Source organism: Acidovorax radicis N35 (assembly GCF_000204195.1).
Lineage (GTDB): Bacteria > Pseudomonadota > Gammaproteobacteria > Burkholderiales > Burkholderiaceae_C > Acidovorax > Acidovorax radicis.
This window is the reverse complement of record NZ_AFBG01000019.1, coordinates 483130-500393: the sequence shown is the minus strand read 5'-3', so window position 1 is coordinate 500393 and position 17264 is coordinate 483130. Positions and strand designations below refer to the sequence as shown.

Genomic DNA, 17264 nt, shown 5'->3' with positions numbered 1-17264 from the left:
CGCCCGGTGTTGTCAGGCGGTTGCGCTGCCGGTGGGTTCTGCGGCCGCAGTGCCCGGGTTGGCCAGCGTGATCGTGGGCTGGTGCTTGGGCAGCCAGCCCGCCCATGCCGGGAACCAGCGCATGAGGTGGAAGACCGCATAGCTGCGCAGCAGACGCAGGCCATTCCACCGGCCGGGTGCGACAGCTTCAATCTGCTTGCAGCTGTTCTCCATCAGGTGCGAGAGACGGCCATACAGGTGGTCGTTGAAGGCACGGTCGCGGATGATCACGTTGGCTTCGAGGTTCAACGACAGGCTCAGCGGGTCGAGATTGCTCGAGCCCACGGTGGACCAGTCGTCGTCCACCAGCGCCACCTTGCCGTGCAGCGGGCGGTCGCAGTATTCATAAATGCGGACACCCGCGCGCAGCAGATGGTCGTAAAGCAGGCCGGCCGCCGTTTTCACGATGGGCATGTCGGGCTGGCCTTGCAGGATCAGCCGCACATCCACACCACGTTTTGCGGCGCGCCGCATCTCGCGGATGAAACGGTAGCCGGGGAAGAAGTAGGCGTTGGCAATCACTACCCGGTGGCGCGCAGACCGCAGGGCAACGCGGTAGTGGCGCTCTATGTCGCTCTGGTGGTCATGGTTGTCGCGGGTCACAAAAATGGCGTGTGCGGTGCCCGGGTGGGACTGGCTGGCGGCGCTTGCGGCTGGATGGCGCTTGCGCTCATTGCGGTAGAGCACCGCCTCGCGTGTGAAATGCTGCATCTGCGCCACGATGGGCCCGCGCACCTGCACGGCATAGTCCTGCTTGGCCTCGGGGCCAAAGTCCGCCACGTGGTCGGCCGAATAGTTGATGCCGCCGATGAACCCCAGCTCGCCGTCCACCACCACAATCTTGCGGTGCATGCGGCGCAGCATGTTCAGGCGCTGCCCCAGGAAGCGGCGGCCCGGGTCAAAGATGCGAAAGCGCACGCCCGCATCGACCAGGCTGCCCACAAACGTGTCTGGCAGATCGGGCGAGCCAAAGCCATCCACCAGCACATGCACCTCCACGCCGCGCCGGGCTGCGGCCAGCAGGGCCGCGTGCAGTTCCTGCCCGATCTTGTCGTCGAACAGGATGAAAGTCTCCAGCATCACTTCGCGCCGGGCCTTGGTGATGGCGTTGAACACACGGGGGAAAAAATCCTCGCCGTTTTCCAGCAACTCGAACTGGTTCCCCGGCACCCAGCGGGACGAGCGCGGCAGGCTGAAGGCAGGGCGTTTCATAGCAGGATCTCCGCCGCCAGTGGCGCATGGTCCGAGAGCTTGTCCCAGGGCTTTTTGGGCAGCGCCACGGGGGAATGCACGGCGGCGTTGCGCACATAGATGCGGTCCAGTGCCAGCAGCGGCATGGCAGCCGGAAAGGTGCGAACCGGGCGGCCAAAGGCCTGCACAAAAACTTCCTGCAAGCCCGCCTCGCGGTGCAGGATGTCGTGTGCCCGGTTGCGCCAGTCGTTGAAGTCACCGGCCAGCACCACGGGCTCGTTGGCCGGAAAGCTGCGCAGCAGATCGCACACATGCATCAGCTGCCGCTGCCGGTGGGATTCCTGCAGGCCCAGGTGCACGCAGACTGCATGCACCGGCAGATGGTGTCCGGGCGGCTGCAGGACGCAATGCAGCATGCCGCGCCGCTCGGGACCACTGATCGAGATGTCGTGGTTCTCGTAGTGCGTGATCGGAAACTTGGACAGCAGGGCGTTGCCGTGGTCGCCGTTGTCATACACCGCATTGCGGCCGTAGGCGTATTGCGACCAGATGGTGTCGGCCAGGAACTCGTAGTGCGGCACCTGCGGAAAGTTGGCGAACCGGCTGGCGTGCCGGTGGTGGGTGCCCAGCACTTCCTGCAGAAAGACCAGGTCTGCCGCGACGCCCCGCACGGCCTCGCGCAGCTCGTGCAGCATGAAGCGCCGGTTGAAGGTGGTGAAGCCCTTGTGCACGTTCACGGTGAGCACCTTGAACGCAATGGGCTGTGATGGGATGGTGTCCATGGGCAAACAATCGTTGTGGGGCCCTTCGGCGTGGGCGCCGCCAGGGGCGGGCCGAAGGGTGAAACGATTGTTGGGGCCGCAGTACGCCGCCGCTGTAGGACGGCTGGCCGTGGGTTTGTGCTGCGCTGGCCGAAAAAGGCTTTCGGCCCCTGACCCCGTGTCTTAGAACGTGTTCACGATCTCCCAGGAGTCGCGCAGCGGCCTTGGCGGGATGGGATGCTAGGCGCGGTGCGCAGCCAATAGCCCGGCTATTGGCAAGCGCCGCAACGCCGCAGACCGCCCGCCAAGACCGCTGCCCGAAGGGGTGGAGCGAAATCGGGCGATTGGACGCCCCGGCTGCTTGCATGGGCATGAGCCCATGCGGCGCATCCGAAGCATCCACTCCTCCCGATTGCGCTCCAACGTGACCCCTGCGAGATCGTGAACACGTTCTTAGCTGCGTGCCGGGTTCAGGGCTGGCACCAGGGGCTAGCCACCCCCGCACCTTGGAAACTGGCGCACCCCAGGCCAGTGCACCCGTGGAACTGGCTCTGCCAGGCTACCCGGTGCGTCCCCCTGGGGGCTGAGACGCCACGGCTCCAAGCCTGCCTGCGCAGGCTTGGAGGGCATCGAAGAGACACCGCCTCTGGCGGTGGCACCAAGCGGTTGCGCCTCAGGGGGCAACTTATGCAGGCAGGAACCCCTCCACCGACAGGTAACGCTCGCCCGTGTCGTAGTTGAAACCCAGCACCTTGGCGCCCGCAGGCAGCTCGGGCAGCTTCTGTGCAATGGCGGCCAGTGTGGCGCCCGACGAAATGCCCACCAGGATGCCCTCTTCGCGCGCAGAGCGGCGTGCGTATTCCCGGGCTGGTTCGGCATCGACCTGGATCACGCCGTCGAGCAGGCTGGTGTCGAGGTTCTTGGGGATGAATCCTGCGCCAATGCCCTGGATGGGGTGGGGTGACGGTGCGCCGCCCGAGATCACCGGCGAGGCCGTGGGCTCCACCGCAAACACCTTGAGCTGGGGGAACTTGGCTTTGAGCACCCGCGCCACGCCCGTGATGTGGCCACCCGTGCCCACCCCCGTGATCAGCACATCAATGCCGTCGGGGAAGTCCGCCAGGATCTCCTGCGCCGTGGTGCGCACGTGCACGTCGATGTTGGCCGGGTTCTCGAACTGCTGCGGAATCCACGAGCCGGGCGTCTGGGCCTGCAACTCCTGCGCGCGGGCGATCGCGCCCTTCATGCCTTTTTCGCGCGGGGTCAGATCGAACTGCGCACCATAGGCCAGCATCAGGCGGCGGCGCTCGATGCTCATGCTGTCGGGCATCACGAGGACGAGCTTGTAGCCCTTGACGGCCGCCACCAGCGCCAGGCCGATGCCGGTGTTGCCCGAGGTCGGCTCGATGATCGTGCCGCCGGGCTGGAGCGCGCCCGACTTCTCGGCGTCTTCCACCATCGACAGCGCAATGCGGTCCTTGATCGAGCCGCCGGGGTTGCTGCGCTCGGACTTCACCCACACGTTGGCCGCTGGGCCAAACAGGCGGTTGATGCGCACGTGGGGCGTGTTGCCGATGGTCTGCAGAATGTTGTCAACTTTCATGGCGTCTCCTGTGAGGTGCAAAGAGGGGTGTGACGCGCATTCTGAACCACTTGTTCTGCTGTCTGGGTGATATGGATATGCCGGGGCCTGTGGGTTGCAGGCCGGCCAGCAGGGGCTGCCCCCAGCCCCTGCCTGCGGAACCGGCCCGGGCATTGGTTCGGGCTGCGGGCTACACCGGTGCGATATCGACCCGCATGGCCCCGTCCACCGGCGTGATCTGCACCCGCACCGGCAGGCCCAGCGCGATGGTCTGCGCGTTGGTGGCCGTGTGCTGCGTCACCTCGGTGCAGGTGTAGCGCGCGGCCCGCCCGCTGCGCCACACCGCCAGGGCCAGCGGCAGCATCCACTGGTCGGCCAAGTGCGGGCCCAAGGCGCCCGTGCTGCGCTGGTAGGCGCGTAGCTCGTCCACCAGCCGCTTGGCGACCTGCTCGGCCGATACACTGCGCTCGCCCAGCTGGCAGAACACCTCGGTGATGTGTTCGTACTCCAGCGTGGCAAGCAGTGCATTGCCCGGGCCTTCGTTCTGGCGCGCAGGGGGCTGGCGCAGTCGGCCGGATTCAAAGGTCCAGCCCATGCGCTGGCCCAGGGCGTCAAGCTCACGCGTGGCGATGTTGCGCGCCAGGCCCGGCACCAAGGCTTCGCCCCAGGCGTCTTGCAGCGGGCCGCGCTCCAGTACATCCACTGGCGTCAACGGCAGCGCTGCAGGCGTGATGCGCGCCAGCACCTCACCACCTCCAGCGGGGTAGAACCCGCGCCGCTGCAATTGCAGATCCAGCCCCACACCCAGCCGCCGCACCAGCGGCGCAAATGCCCGCTCCAGAAAATCAAACGGCGGCGCCATCGGGTTGTGCGTGCCGCCCGACAGCTGCACGCGGCTCTCGCCGTCGGCCAGCATCAGCGCGGGCAAGACCGTTTGCAGCACCAGCAGGCAGCTGCCCGCCGTGGCGATCTGAAAGCGGTAGTCGCCCGCACGCACGGCGCCGGGTGTGAAGAGCAGCGTTTGCGAGCCCAGCTCGGCGCCGTCCGCCTGCCCGCCGCACACGGCCACCGCCGCCTGCACACAGGCCAGGTGCTGGCGCATCAGCCCCGGCTTGGGTCGCCCCGCGCGGATGCGCGTGATGTGCAGTGGCCGGCCGGTAACCATGGAGAGGGCCAGGCCAGTGCGCAGGATCTGGCCGCCGCCTTCGCCGGTGGAGCCGTCGAGGGTGAAGAGAGACAAGGTCGCCTCCGTCATTCCAGACTCTTCGATCGTTCCTCGGCGGTAGGACCGGCGTTGGAATCGGTTCGGCCTTGTCGGTCGGAGAGTTTTTTGTCGACCTCATCAAGTAACGCGCCGTATATAAAAAGCAGCTTTCTTGCGGTCAGAAGTTGCCTTTTGTTTTCCGCGAGTGCCTCTGAAGAAGACAGCGGAGGGAGCTCGCCATAGCCGTACGAAACTGCCCGGCGTGACCGATCTTCAATCGCATCGTATCGGCCATCTGGGCGTTGGACCATCTTTGACGTGAACCCTGGCCGTCGACTGACCTTAGGAACAATGCCCAGATCAAAGTTGGGTGCAAAAGAGTGACTTGCTCTGTTCCGAAAATCCATGGTCTTCGCTTGATAGTCGGCATCATTTAGCGAATCAAGCTGCTCAAGCAAGGGCGATGCGGACGCCCACCCCTCGGAGAGGGTCTGGATCGTCTTGCGAACTTCCCCTCGAGGCTCAAAGAAGTCATATGGCTTTGGGTGGTTTTGGCCGATTCGTTTGTAGATTTTCTTGTCGGTCGGCAACTCATCCTGATACGCAGTCTTGTGAGTCAAGTTGGCGTGATGAAAAACTGTCATCAATGCCTCAAGCGTTCGATCAGCAAAGCCACTAGGTTGCATCATGCAAAAGAAGGCTACATCCTCGACAAATTCAATTCTCAGACTCCATTGGTCCTGCTCGCAATATTCAGTGAGCACCTGGTTCCATGCTTGCCAAGCCTGCAGTCGCCCCAGCCACGCATTGAAGTTATTGATCAGGCAACGAAGGTCACTTGCGACTTGGTTCCAGATGAAAGGCAGACGGAATTCAGACTTGCGGGAAACGTCGCATGCCGCATATGAATACAGCTGCAATTCTTGCGACAGACCGTCGTTCAAATTGGCTCTGATGTCTCCGAACTTGGTGTAGGCCAGTTCTAGGCGCGCTTGTTCCATATCTCACCCCTTCACGCAGACAACCTGCTTGAGCGTGTAAACCACCTCCACCAGGTCCTGCTGCGCAGCCATCACCGCGTCGATGTTCTTGTACGCCATCGGAATCTCGTCGATCACGTCCGCGTCTTTTCGGCATTCCACACCTTCGGTCGCTTTGATCTGGTCTTCCACGGTGTACAGCTTCTTGGCCTTGGTGCGGCTCATGGTGCGGCCGGCGCCGTGGCTGCAGCTGTTGAAGCTCTCGGGGTTGCCTTTTCCGCGCACGATGAAGCTCTTGGCCCCCATGCTTCCCGGGATGATCCCCAGCTTGCCTTGCTCGGCACTCACCGCACCCTTGCGGGTCACGAAGACGTCCTGCCCGAAGTGCGTTTCGCGCTGCACGTAGTTGTGGTGGCAGTTCACCGCCTCAATGTGCGTCTCGAACGGCTTGGTGATGACTTTTCGCAGCGCGGCAATCACGCGGCCCATCATCACCTCGCGATTGGCGGCGGCAAACTTCTGCGCCCACCCCACGGCCTTCACGTAGTCGCCGAAGTACTGCGCGCCTTCCTCGAAGTACGCCAGGTCCTTGTCGGGCAGGTTGCGCTGGTTCATCTCGGCGTCCTTCTTGGCCAGCTCGATGAAGTGGGTGCCGATGGCGTTCCCCACCCCGCGCGAGCCCGAGTGCAGCATCACCCACACGGACTGGTGTTCGTCCAGGCAGATCTCGATGAAGTGGTTACCCGTTCCCAGCGTTCCCAGGTGCTTGTAGTTGTTGGTGTTCTTGATGCGCGGGTGCGCCTCGCAAATTTCCTCGAACTCGTCCACCAGCCCGGCCCAGGCGCGGTCGGTTTCAGCGGGCGGCGTATCCCAGCTTCCCTTGTCGCGGCCAAAGCGCTTGGGCGTCATCCCGACGGGCACCGCGCGTTCGATGGCGGCGCGCACACCGGACAGGTTGTCCGGCAGGTCGCTGGCCGTCAGCGTGGTCTTGCACGCCATCATTCCGCACCCCAGGTCCACCCCCACGGCGGCGGGGATGATGGCCTTGAGGGTGGGCACCACCGAGCCGATGGTGGCGCCGATCCCCAGGTGCACGTCGGGCATCACCGCCACGTGCTTGAACACGATGGGCAGGCGCGCGATGTTGCGCAGCTGGTTTCTGGCTTCTTCTTCCACGGGCACGCCGTTCGTCCACATCTTCACGGGCACGCCGTTGGGTACTTCATATTGTTCGTAGTTGTTGTTCATATTGTTCTTTCGTCTTTGTTGTTCATTGAACCATTCCACGGGCTGCGACCTGGGCATAGGTTTTCAGTTCGTCGTCGTTCTTCACCTGGCGGATGAAGGCATCCATGTGTGCCTGCAATTCCTGGTGCCGGTTTAGGCGGTTGCCCTCATGGCCGATCCCGTGCAATGCCGATACCTGTGCTTCGCGCCAGGGCATAGCCAGCATTTCGCAAAACACCTTCCACATCGCGTCGCACCATTCGGGAGCGTGCTTGGCGTTCCAGAACGAGGGCCACACGTCAAACCACATGTAGCTCACGAAGTAGAGGCGGTCGCTTCGGCTGCCAATCGCGCTCTGCTCGGTGCTCAGGCGCGGCCCCAGGCAGTCGCGCCACAGGGTGGGCAAGGCCCGCACCATGCGCATGGCATCAACCAGGGGCACGGATGGGTCGTTGACCATGTGCGGAATGTCTCCGGCGTTGTTGCTCATCACGTGGTTCAGGCCCATGCCGACCTGAGCGTCACTGTAGGGCGCCAGGTCGGTACCTGCGTTGGCGAACAGCACGGTCTGGATATGTGTCCATTGCAGCGGCGTGGCTTCGAACTGGGGCTCGTCGATATCCCAGTACCACTCTTGTCCGCCTTTTTCAGGCACGGGGCGGTCGAACAGGTAGCGCAAGGCTGCGCTGTAGACCGCCCGGTCCAGTCCCACGGACTCGCAACTCACTGATGTGGTTTCCCGGCTCAGGCGCCTTTCACGCGCAGTCAGTTTCTTTGCTTTCATCACGATCTTCTCTTTGTCTATGGATGCTTAACGCATCTTCACCAACCCATTGAGCACCTGGTCCAGACCGCCAAACACCGAGATCTTGTCGATGCGTTCAGCCACGCGCTCCAGCGTCTCCAGCTCCTTCATGCGCAGGGCGACGGGGTTGTCCTCCATCACTTTCGCCGTGTTGAGCAGCGAGCGCGTTGCGGCGGTTTCCTCGCGGCGGCGGATCACGTTGGCCTGGGCCTGCTTCTCCGCTTGCACCACCTGCGTCAGGATGGTCTTCATCTCGCCAGGCAGCACGATGTCCTTCACACCCACGCTCTCCAGCTGCATGCCGAAGGGCTGCAATTTGGCGGCCATGTGAGCGGTCACCACGTCGTCGATCACCGTCTTGTTCTCCAGCAGCTCATCGAGCGTGCGGGTGCCCACGGCGGCGCGCAGCGCAAACTGCAGTTCGCGATACAGGTGATCGGCAGGCTTTTGCAACTGGGCAAAGGCGCGCAGCACATCGGTGTAGCGAAAGGTGGCAGACAGGTTCAGCCGCAGGCTCACCTTGTCGCGGGTCATGATGTCCTGGCCTGAGACCTCCACGGCCTGCAGGCGCAGGTCCACCAGCTCCACGGCGATGGTGCGGCCGTACCTCCAGAACGCGTAGGCGCCCGCAGACAGCAGCCGATCCACTTTGCCGTCGATGGTGAGCAGGGCGCACTGGCCCTCGGGCACCTGCACCTGCAGCACGCCAGTCAATCCGGTCACGCTGCGCTGGCGCAGTTGTGTGTGCGTCAGGCGCGCCACCAGTGCGGCGGGCAGCTCGGGGCCTGCCTCCAGGTCGATCACCTGCACATTCACCTCCACCAGGCCTTTCCAATAAAGGCGGCGGGTGCCGGGCGGCAGCACTTCGACCAGCACACCGTTCTCGCTGCGCAGGCCAACTTGCTGTTCCGACAGGTTCACTTGCACAAACTCTGCCGCCACCACGGCGGGTTCCTGCGCCATCAGGTAGTCGGCCAGGCCGTGGGTGAAGGCGGGTTGTTCGAGGGCGAAGGTCTCTACGCGCAGCTGGTCCATGCCCGCAAACAGCCAGTAGGTGCCGCTTTGGAGCACGCGGTCAAAGCTGCCGTTGCGCAGCAGCAGTGCGCGTTCGTTCTTCTTCACGGTGGTGCGTTGGATCAACTTCATCATTTTCTTCTCCTCGTTCTTTCGTTGTCGTTACTTCTTGGTTGTTGTCATGGCAATCAGGGTGCCGTTACAGCGATGGCGGGGTGCCAGCGGGCGCAGCCAGGGCCCTGCAGTGCGCCGTGGTTGCTGCCCTGCAAGCAGGGCGGCAGCGTGGCTGGCTGCGGGCGCGGGCTGTGCCGGGTGCTGGCACAAACCGCCACCGGCTGACGGGGCCTTGCCTTGCGGTTGCGTCCAAAAACGCCACCTTGGGGCAACTCCCCGCGTTCGGCGGGTGGTCTTTCGACCGGTACTTCCAAGTGCTGGCCTTGCGGCCATGGGCAGGAATCGAACCTGCGACAACCCCTTTCGGGGGGCTCTACCAGACTGAGCTACCAGTGTCGGCAAGCCGGGAGTCGAACCCGGCACGTCCTCTTGCGAGGCGTCACCCGACCTTGCCGTTACCCAGCGTTTGCGGAGTGCGGCATGCGGGGAGTCGACAAGGCCTTGAGAGCCCGGATTCCCTGCACCGGCGGGGCGAACGTTGGTCCTAACCCCGGCCTGTGAGCGGTCACCGCTTGCGCTGGATGTCTTGTCTATTGCCAGATTTGTGCCAGCCTGAGTTTTGTTGGTTGAATTTCTTCAAGCCGTTGATTTGTATGGAGAAATTCATTCGTAAGATTTTTTGCTTCTTAGATGGATTTGATATAACTAGAATTAAAGCTAGCTAAATAGATAAGCAGCATGCGCAAAAACAAAGTCGTGATCGGTTTCCTTGGCACGCAGCTCGACTCTGGCCGGGGCACGGGGCGGTGGGAGAAGTGGCGCCCTACCGTATCGCTGGTGCAGCATGAGGACGTGGTGATCGAGCGGCTGGAGCTTCTCTACACGCCGCCCCACCAGGACTTGGCGCAACAGGTGCGCGCGGACATGGTGATCGCGTCCCCCGAGACCACGGTCAACCTGGTGCCCCTGCCCATTGCCGACCCGTGGGACTTTGGCGAGGTGTATGCCAAGCTGTTTGACTGGACCCAGACCTACCGCTTTGACACCGAGCGCGAGGAATACTGGACCCACATCACCACCGGCACCCACGTGGCGCAGATTTGCCTGTTTTTGCTGGTGGAGTCGCGCCGCATTCCGGGCGTGCTGGCGCAAACCTCGCCACCCAAACGCCAGCAGATGGGCGACCCCGGCAGCTATGCGCTGATCGACCTGGACCTGTCGCGCTATGACGTGATCGCCCAGCGCTTCGGCGCCGAGCAGCGCGATGCAGTGCAATTCCTCAAGAGCGGCATTGCCACGCGCAATGCGCGCTTCAACGCGCTGATCGACGAAGTGGAGCGCGTGGCGGTGCGCTCGCGTGCGCCCATCCTGTTCACCGGGCCCACAGGCGCAGGCAAGTCGCATTTGGCGCGGCGCATGTTCGAGCTGAAAAAGTCGCGCCACCAGGTGGAGGGCGAGTTCGTGGAAGTGAACTGCGCCACGCTGCATGGCGACGGCGCGGCGTCCACTCTGTTCGGCCACAAGAAAGGCGCCTTCACCGGCGCGGCGGCCGACCGTGCGGGCCTGCTGCGCACGGCACACAAGGGCGTGCTGTTCCTCGACGAGATTGGCGAACTGGGCCTGGACGAGCAGGCCATGCTGCTCAAGGCGGTGGAGGAAAAGCGCTTCTACCCCATGGGCAGCGACCGGGAAGTGGCCAGCGACTTCGAGCTGATCGCCGGCACCAACCGCGACCTGCGCACCGAGGTGGCGGCAGGGCGCTTTCGTGAAGACCTGTACGCGCGCATCAACCTCTGGAGCTATGTGCTGCCGGGCCTGGCGCAGCGACCCGAAGACATCGAGCCCAATGTAGACCACCAGCTGGCCCGCGCAGGCGCCGAGCTGGGCCGCAGCGTGCGCTTTTCCAATGAGGCGCGCGCCGCCTACCTGCGCTATGCCCAGTCGCCCGAGGCCCTGTGGACCGGCAACTTCCGCGACCTCTCGGCCAGCGTGACACGCCTGGCCACACTGGCCGACAGCGGCCGCATTGGCCTGCCCCTGGTCGAGGCCGAAATGGCCCGACTGCGCTGGTTGTGGCAGCCCGCCAGCGACGCGCGCAACGGTTTGGCGTCCACGCACGGCGCATTGGGCCGCGACGATCTTGCGGTCCTGCTGGGCGAAGAAACGGTGGAAGCCATGGACCTGTTCGACCAGCTGCAACTGGCGGCCGTGCTGCAGGTGTGCCGCAAGGCCCGCACCCTGTCCGACGCGGGGCGCCAGCTGTTCCAGGCCTCGCGCGCGCAGCGCACGGTGGTCAACGATGCGGACCGGCTGCGCAAGTACCTGGCACGGTTTGGGCTGGACTGGGATCGTGTCGCTGCCGCTGGGCGATAATCCCGCCCGTGAAGCGCGCCAGACCGCCGCTGGTGCAATCTGGGAAACCAGGCACTGGAGGAACGTCCGGACTGCACAGGACAGCGTAGCAGCTAACGGCTGCCCACCGTGAGGTGAGGATCAGAGCAACAGAGACGAGTCGGAGCAGGCAGCAAGCCACCCAAGGTGTTCTATCGGTCACCCGCGCAAGCGGGTACGGCTGGCGCAAGCCAGACGGTTTGTGGCGCAAGCCGCAAAGACCCTAGCCACCCGAAGCGGGCGGCGCCCGCTTCGGGTGAAACGGGCAATCTCTACGCGCAGCAATACCAAGTAGGCCAACGTTGATGTGGTTCCGCAGAGTTGGCGGGTAGGTAGCACCGAGCCGTGGTGGCGACACCCGGCCCAGATTAATGGCGGTCACACTGCGGGCAACCGTGGTGCACAGAATCCGGCTTATCGGCGCGCTTCACACTTTATTTTTTTCTCCCCGCCTGGAGCGGACGTCGGCGGTGTCGGCCATGCCCAGCGCGGAGCACGCCACGGCTGTTCAGCTTTTCGCGCAGTGGGGCGCGTGTCCCTTTTCCAGCTCCGTGGCCCGCTCCACGGTGTCGGGGTGGCTGCTCAGCAGTGACCAGACAGGGTGCGAAGCCATGTCTTCCGCCATCTTGCGCTTGCGCGAGCGTTCGGGGCTGCTCGCGCCGGGCGCGGCCGCTGGTGCCGCCGCCTTGTCCTGGCTTTCTTTCTCTTCTTTCTTCTTTTTGTTGTCTTCTTCCTCTTCGTCCTGCGCAATGGCCAGCAGCAGCTTGCCCATGGGCGCCGTGGGCAGGGCTGCCTGGCCCATCACGGCGATGGCGTAGCAGTCGGCTTCGCGTTCGTGGCTGCGGCTGTAGGCCAGGCCGGTGAGCACCGAGGCACCGGTGGACACAATCGCCGATACGTCTCCGAGTGCAAGGCCCAGCCCCATGTTGAGCACCCCTTGCTCCACCACCATGCGGGTGGTGTGGCGGTACACCACGTGGCCGATCTCGTGGGCCAGCACGCCCACCAGCGCGTCGTCGGGCAGGCCCTTGTCGGTGGCTGCTTTCACGATGCCGTCGGTCATCACGATCTTGCCGCCGGGCAGGGCAAAGGCATTGGCACCCATGCCGGAGCGGAACTCCAGGCTCAAAGGGGGCTGGTAGCCGGGGTAGCGCTGCAGGGCGGGGGGCGTGTGCTGCACCAGGGCGTCAAAGCGCGCCTTGAGCTGATCCTGCCGCTCCTTGGGCAGCTTGCTGGGCTTGAGCGTGCCATCGTCCATCTGGCGCAGCACGTTCTCGGCCACGCTGGTTTCCCAGCCCAGGGGCACAAAGCGGGTGAGTTGGGTGGCTGCCCAGGGCGTGCCATAGCGGTAGAACAGCGTGAGGCCGATGACGGCTGCAGCCGTCACACCCAGCAGCACGGGCCAGCGGGTCTGCATGCGCTGGGCCAGGCCCGGGCGTTCACCAGCGGCGGCCAGGGCGGCGCGCCATTCGCTGACGGCATCGATCTCCAGGCTACCGTGGTCCCGCAGGTCCACGACCACCCGGGGTTGGGGCTTGTGTTCGTTCCAGGCCTCCGGCCAGCCCACGTCCTTCCAGGCGAACACAACCGGCTCGGTGCCGGGCTGGGATAGCGGGTGCAGCACCAGCGACGGGCCCTGCGGCGTGGGCCGCAGGCTCACCATCACGGGGCGGGCTCTGCTGCTCTGGCCGTCGAACCAGCGTCCTTGGATCAGGTCTGTGTTCACTGGGACGGGCATGCTCAACCGATGAGGTCCAGGCCCGCAGCGTCGGCCAGCGCATCGCCCAGGCCGTTTTGCTGCTGGCGCACCATCGCGCCCGCCACCTGTTCCACGCCGCCCTTGACATGCAGGGTGACGGATTCGAGTTTCATGCGGTATTCACTCACCCGCGCAAACGGGCGGTACAGCCCCAGCGTGAGCAGGGTGAACAGCATGTTCTTGATGCGCAGCCCCACGTAGCGGCCACTCTTCAGGTGGCACTTGAACCGCGCCACGTGGCTCACGCCGATGTTGTTCCACATCAGCTGGAACATGCGTGCCTCGCGGTACGCCCGGGCGGGGGCCGATGCCAGGATCAGCATGAAGATGCCCGCCACGATGGACACGATGATCACCACAAACATCCACAGGCCCAGGCGGTCGCTCTGGCTGGCCACCAGGGCGATGGAGCTGCCTGCCAGGATGCCGATCAGCGCCGCGAAGCCCACCACACACAGGATGAACACGGCCACCGTGGCCAGCCACACCTTGACGAAATCCATGTACACCGGCTTCCAGCGGCCTTTTTCGGCGCCCACCTGGGCCTTGAGCACCAGCAGGCTCTTGTAGTTGTATTCAAGGCGGATGAAACACAACACCGTCAGCACCAGGCCCAGCAGCAGCAGGCCGCCCATGGCAGGGGTGAACGATGGCATCTTGGGGTTGGCTGCTTCATCTTCGACCTCCTGCAAGACGTCGGCCAGTTCGGGCGACAGGATCTGCATGCCGAAGAACACCCCAAACCACACCAGCGCCAGCGCAAAAAGAGGCCAGCTGGCGAGGTAGACCTCTTTCCAGTGGGCGGTGAACTGCAGGCGCAGGCCGCGCCAGCGCGTGGCGCCCAGGCGAAAACGCATGGCACTGCCCCAGATCAGGGGCGAGAGCACGGCGCCGGTCAGCAGCAAGACGCCCACGGCGGCATCCTGGCCCGTGTTGGCCGCGATGTTGTAGGCCAGGGTGATCAGCATCAGCAGCACAAAACCCATCACCATCTTGCGCTGCTGCGCCGTGAATTCGAGGGGGCTGCCCGCCACCAGCGTGTGGCTGTAGAAATACTGCGCGGTGCGGCGCCGGGCCCAGGGGGTGTAGATGCCCAGGGTGACGATGGACAGCAGCACGTTGACGATCCACACCCGGAAATATTCGCCCCCGCTGCCCGTGAATTCAAGCGGATGCGCGTCGATGTTCTGCGGCATGAACGTGGACATCGGCCCCGCTGTGCTGTCTGATGGTGGTTGGCTCATGAACTCCCTCCTGTTTGCCGCGCAGTGTAGCAGCGGTCTGTGGAAGAAAGGTTTAGGCTGAATTGGCCTCTGGCGCTTATCAGTTAAGCGCTGATAGCTATGTTTTTGGTAGCAATCGTTGTGGCGATGGTTCTGCACGCCCCGCCGTTAGCAGCTGGCGCGCCTCTGCCAGCGCACCCGTGGAACTGGCTTTGCCAGGCCACCGGGTGCGTCCCCCTCAGGGGGATGGCGCCGAAGGCGACTCAGGGGGGGAGTCAGAACCTCTCCCACGGCTGCAAATACCGCCACTGCCCCTCGGGCACCTTGGCCAGCGGCACGCGGCCGATGCGGATGCGCTTCAAGGCGACCACGGCCAGGCCCACGGCATCGCACATGGCCGGGATCTGGCCGGGGCGGATGCCCTTGAGTGCAAACCGCAGCTTGGTCTCGCTTTGCCAGCTCACCTTGATGGGCGGCAGCGGGCGGCCATTGAACGAGAGGCCGTGGCACAGGCGCTGCAGTCCGTTCGATGCGATGTCGCCCTTCACCTCCACGATGCATTCCTGCTCCAGCGACTCGATGTCTTCGGCCAGCTTGCGCGCGATGCGCTTGTCCTGGGTGTAGACCACCAGCCCGCTGGCCTCGGTGGGCAGCGGCGTGAAACATTCCAGCTGCTTGAAATGGCGCTGCAGCACGCGGATGCCCGAGGCGTCTTCGGCCAGGTGGGATGCAGGCCCCAGCAGCGTGGCGGCTGCAGCGACACCCTGGCTGCGGCTGGCGTGGGCCGCTTGCCCGGCGGGCAGACCCAGGCCCGCTTCAAACCCCACTGGCTTGTGCAGCAGCAAGGTCACCGGGGTCAGCTCCAGCAGGCTGGCGTCTTTTGCCACCGTCACGGCCTGGTCGGGGCGTACGCGCGCGCCGGGGGCTTCCACCACCTGGCCGTCCACGCTCACGAAGCCGCCTTCGATGAACTGCTCGGCCGTGCTGCGCGAGCAGTTCAGTTGGTCGGCCACGCGTTTGGCCAGGCGGATGTGGGTGGGATCAGGGTTCTTGTCGGTCATGGGGTGAGGAGGGTCGGCATGCGCCTATGGGAATCGAAGGGGCAAATGCGTGATTGTCGGCGGTGCCTTCAAAACGGGCGCTGCCGCATGCCCGTGCCACCGTGGAACCGGCTTTGCCGGGCCACCGGTGGCGTCCCCTGAGGGGGAAGGCGCTCAGCGCCTCAGGGGGCATCAATCATTCCCGGGCTGCTGCGAACGGATGCGTTCTACATGGGCCAGCAGCGAGCGCTGGGCCACGGGCCACATGCGCGGGGGCACGTCGTCATACGCGTGCCGTACCCAGTCGTCCATGCTGCCCTGGGGCAGCGCCTGCATGGCGGCCAGCACCTTGGCCTCGCGGGCCAGGCGGTGGGCCTTGAGCTTGGCAATCGCGCCGCGTGCATCACCCAGAACATAGCCGTGCGCGGGCAGGATGAATTCCACGCCGTGTTCGGCGCACACCGCATCGAGCCGGTCCAGCGAATCGAGGTAGTCGGCCATGTTGCCGTCGGGCGGGTCCACCACCGTGGTGCTGCCGTTCAGGATGTGGTCGCCGCTGAAGAGCAGGGCATCTTCCACCAGCAACAGGCACAGGTGGTTGGCCGCGTGGCCGGGGGTGTGGATCACCCGCAGGGTATGGGTTATTTTGCCCTCTGGCGCTTGTCCATAAAGCGTGAGCAGCTCACTATTTTGTAGCGATCTGTCGGGTGTGAACGCGCTGGCCGCGCGGGCAGTGGGCGCCGAGGGCAGGCCCAGGATGGGGGGGCGGGCTTTGCCCGCCTGCACACACAGTGCCTGCAGCGGCGCGGCGCCGGGCGAGTGGTCGGGGTGCGAATGGGTGCACACGATCATGCGGATGTCGCCCCCGGCGGCGCGCCAGAGCTTGTCCAGGTGTTCGGTATCTGCCGGGCCCGGGTCGATGGCGATGAAGCCCGTGGCCGGGTCGCCCACCAGGTAGCTGTTGGTGCCGGGGCCGGTCATCACGCCGGGGTTTGGCGCGGTCAACCGCTGCACGTTGCGCAGCAGCGGCACGGGGCGCTCGGTTTGCCAGTCCAGCAGGTGCACGATCTGCCCGTCGGGGCACACCAGCGCCAGCTCGCCGTAGGGCATGTCGCTTTCCATGTAGCGCGCTTCCTTGCCGGCCAAGGTGCCCGCGCGCGGGCAGCTGCTCCACAGGGGCAACTCGTCGGCCAGCGTGTCGAACACGGCCTGCGTGGTGGCAAAAGATGCCAGCCGCTGCAACGTGCGGATGGTCGGGAAGATCATGAAGAATTGCCCCGCCTCATGCCGCGCCAGCGCATCCGTCGGGCGCACCCACACGGGCTCGAATTGCTCGGCTTCGTCGGCCACGGGCTCCTGGCCCTCGGGCATGCGCGCCACGAGAAAAGGCACCTCGAAGCGGCGTGGCAGGTCGCGGTCGGTGGTCCAGTGGGCCAGCAGGAAAACGCTGTCGGCCGCCAGGCGCAGGCCTCGGGCCTGGCACTGCGCGGCAAAAGGCTGGTGGCGGTCGATGCCGGCGATGTCCTGCGCATCGGCCATCCAACCCTTGCGGGGGCCATCGGCATGGCGGGCCAGCAGCACGCCCAGCTCTTCAAAACTCTCGCGGATGGCGGCGATGGCCTGGGTGAGGTGCTGGTCGCTTTGTGTGGGGCGGCGGTCGGCGCAGGCGTGCGATTGCGCATCCAGCGCATCGATGCCACCGCCCGGGAACACATAGGCGCCCGGTGCAAAGCTGGCCTTGTCGGAGCGCCGGGTCATGAGGACTTCGAACCCTCCTTCATGCGGGGTATCGCGCAGCAACAGCACGGTGGCTGCCGGGCGCGTGGCCACAGGTTCGCGGTGGGGGTGCAGTTGTTGGGAGATGCGGGGCATCGGGCCATTATCGAGGTGGCGCGCCGTTGGTGCTCGCCCGCCGCCTTGGAGAACGGCCCCGG

At 64.9% G+C, this 17264-nt stretch carries 13 protein-coding genes and 1 other RNA gene; 2 read left to right on the top strand and 12 right to left on the bottom strand.

Features of this window, described 5'->3' with window-relative positions; translation table 11 throughout:
• Positions 1-12 precede the first annotated feature (12 nt).
• The 8 genes from clsB to ARADN35_RS0112010 all read right to left on the bottom strand — a co-directional run bounded on the left by clsB (position 13) and on the right by ARADN35_RS0112010 (position 8935).
• Positions 13-1251: a cardiolipin synthase ClsB gene (gene clsB, locus ARADN35_RS0112045; protein ID WP_010462419.1), complete on the bottom strand. Its 1239-nt coding sequence runs from the start codon at positions 1249-1251 to the stop codon at positions 13-15.
• Complete coding sequence (locus tag ARADN35_RS0112040; RefSeq protein ID WP_010462417.1) at positions 1248-2012, bottom strand: endonuclease/exonuclease/phosphatase family protein; 765 nt, start codon at positions 2010-2012, stop codon at positions 1248-1250. Before ARADN35_RS0112040 ends, clsB begins: the two co-directional genes overlap by 4 nt.
• A gap of 664 nt (positions 2013-2676) precedes the next feature.
• Positions 2677-3594, bottom strand: a complete 918-nt coding sequence (cysK, locus tag ARADN35_RS0112035) for a cysteine synthase A (protein WP_010462416.1) — start codon at positions 3592-3594, stop codon at positions 2677-2679.
• Positions 3595-3763: 169 nt separating this feature from the next.
• Positions 3764-4828, bottom strand: coding sequence for an RNA 3'-terminal phosphate cyclase (rtcA, locus tag ARADN35_RS0112030; RefSeq protein ID WP_010462414.1), 1065 nt, complete (start codon positions 4826-4828; stop codon positions 3764-3766).
• Positions 4825-5778: a hypothetical protein gene (locus tag ARADN35_RS0112025; RefSeq protein WP_010462412.1), complete on the bottom strand. Its 954-nt coding sequence runs from the start codon at positions 5776-5778 to the stop codon at positions 4825-4827. The genes rtcA and ARADN35_RS0112025 overlap by 4 nt, the downstream gene beginning before the upstream one ends.
• Positions 5779-5781: 3 nt before the next feature.
• A complete protein-coding gene (locus ARADN35_RS0112020; protein ID WP_010462410.1) occupies positions 5782-7005 on the bottom strand; it encodes an RtcB family protein in 1224 nt (407 codons plus the stop codon).
• Positions 7006-7027: 22 nt separating this feature from the next.
• Positions 7028-7768 carry a hypothetical protein gene (locus ARADN35_RS0112015; protein ID WP_010462407.1) on the bottom strand — a complete coding sequence of 247 codons (741 nt, stop codon included), beginning with the start codon at positions 7766-7768 and terminating at the stop codon, positions 7028-7030.
• Between the two features lie 27 nt (positions 7769-7795).
• The gene (locus tag ARADN35_RS0112010) at positions 7796-8935 is read right to left on the bottom strand and encodes a slipin family protein (protein ID WP_010462405.1); all 1140 of its coding nucleotides are present in this window, start codon (positions 8933-8935) and stop codon (positions 7796-7798) included.
• Positions 8936-9655: 720 nt separating this feature from the next.
• On the opposite strand from ARADN35_RS0112010, the gene rtcR reads away from it, so the two are divergent.
• Positions 9656-11290: an RNA repair transcriptional activator RtcR gene (gene rtcR / locus ARADN35_RS0112000; protein ID WP_010462403.1), complete on the top strand. Its 1635-nt coding sequence runs from the start codon at positions 9656-9658 to the stop codon at positions 11288-11290.
• Positions 11291-11300: 10 nt separating this feature from the next.
• An RNA gene (gene rnpB, locus ARADN35_RS26980) (RNase P RNA component class A) lies at positions 11301-11741 on the top strand.
• A gap of 75 nt (positions 11742-11816) precedes the next feature.
• On the opposite strand, the gene ARADN35_RS0111995 is transcribed toward rnpB, so the two are convergent.
• The 4 genes from ARADN35_RS0111995 to ARADN35_RS0111980 all read right to left on the bottom strand — a co-directional run bounded on the left by ARADN35_RS0111995 (position 11817) and on the right by ARADN35_RS0111980 (position 17202).
• Positions 11817-13046 (bottom strand): M48 family metallopeptidase, encoded by a 1230-nt coding sequence (locus tag ARADN35_RS0111995; protein ID WP_035197019.1) that lies wholly within the window; start codon positions 13044-13046, stop codon positions 11817-11819.
• 2 nt (positions 13047-13048) lie between these two features.
• Positions 13049-14311: a YjgN family protein gene (locus ARADN35_RS0111990; RefSeq protein ID WP_029413947.1), complete on the bottom strand. Its 1263-nt coding sequence runs from the start codon at positions 14309-14311 to the stop codon at positions 13049-13051.
• A gap of 254 nt (positions 14312-14565) precedes the next feature.
• Positions 14566-15351 carry an rRNA pseudouridine synthase gene (locus ARADN35_RS0111985; protein WP_010462397.1) on the bottom strand — a complete coding sequence of 262 codons (786 nt, stop codon included), beginning with the start codon at positions 15349-15351 and terminating at the stop codon, positions 14566-14568.
• A gap of 171 nt (positions 15352-15522) precedes the next feature.
• Positions 15523-17202 carry an MBL fold metallo-hydrolase gene (locus ARADN35_RS0111980; RefSeq protein ID WP_010462395.1) on the bottom strand — a complete coding sequence of 560 codons (1680 nt, stop codon included), beginning with the start codon at positions 17200-17202 and terminating at the stop codon, positions 15523-15525.
• Between the last annotated feature and the right edge of the window lie 62 nt (positions 17203-17264).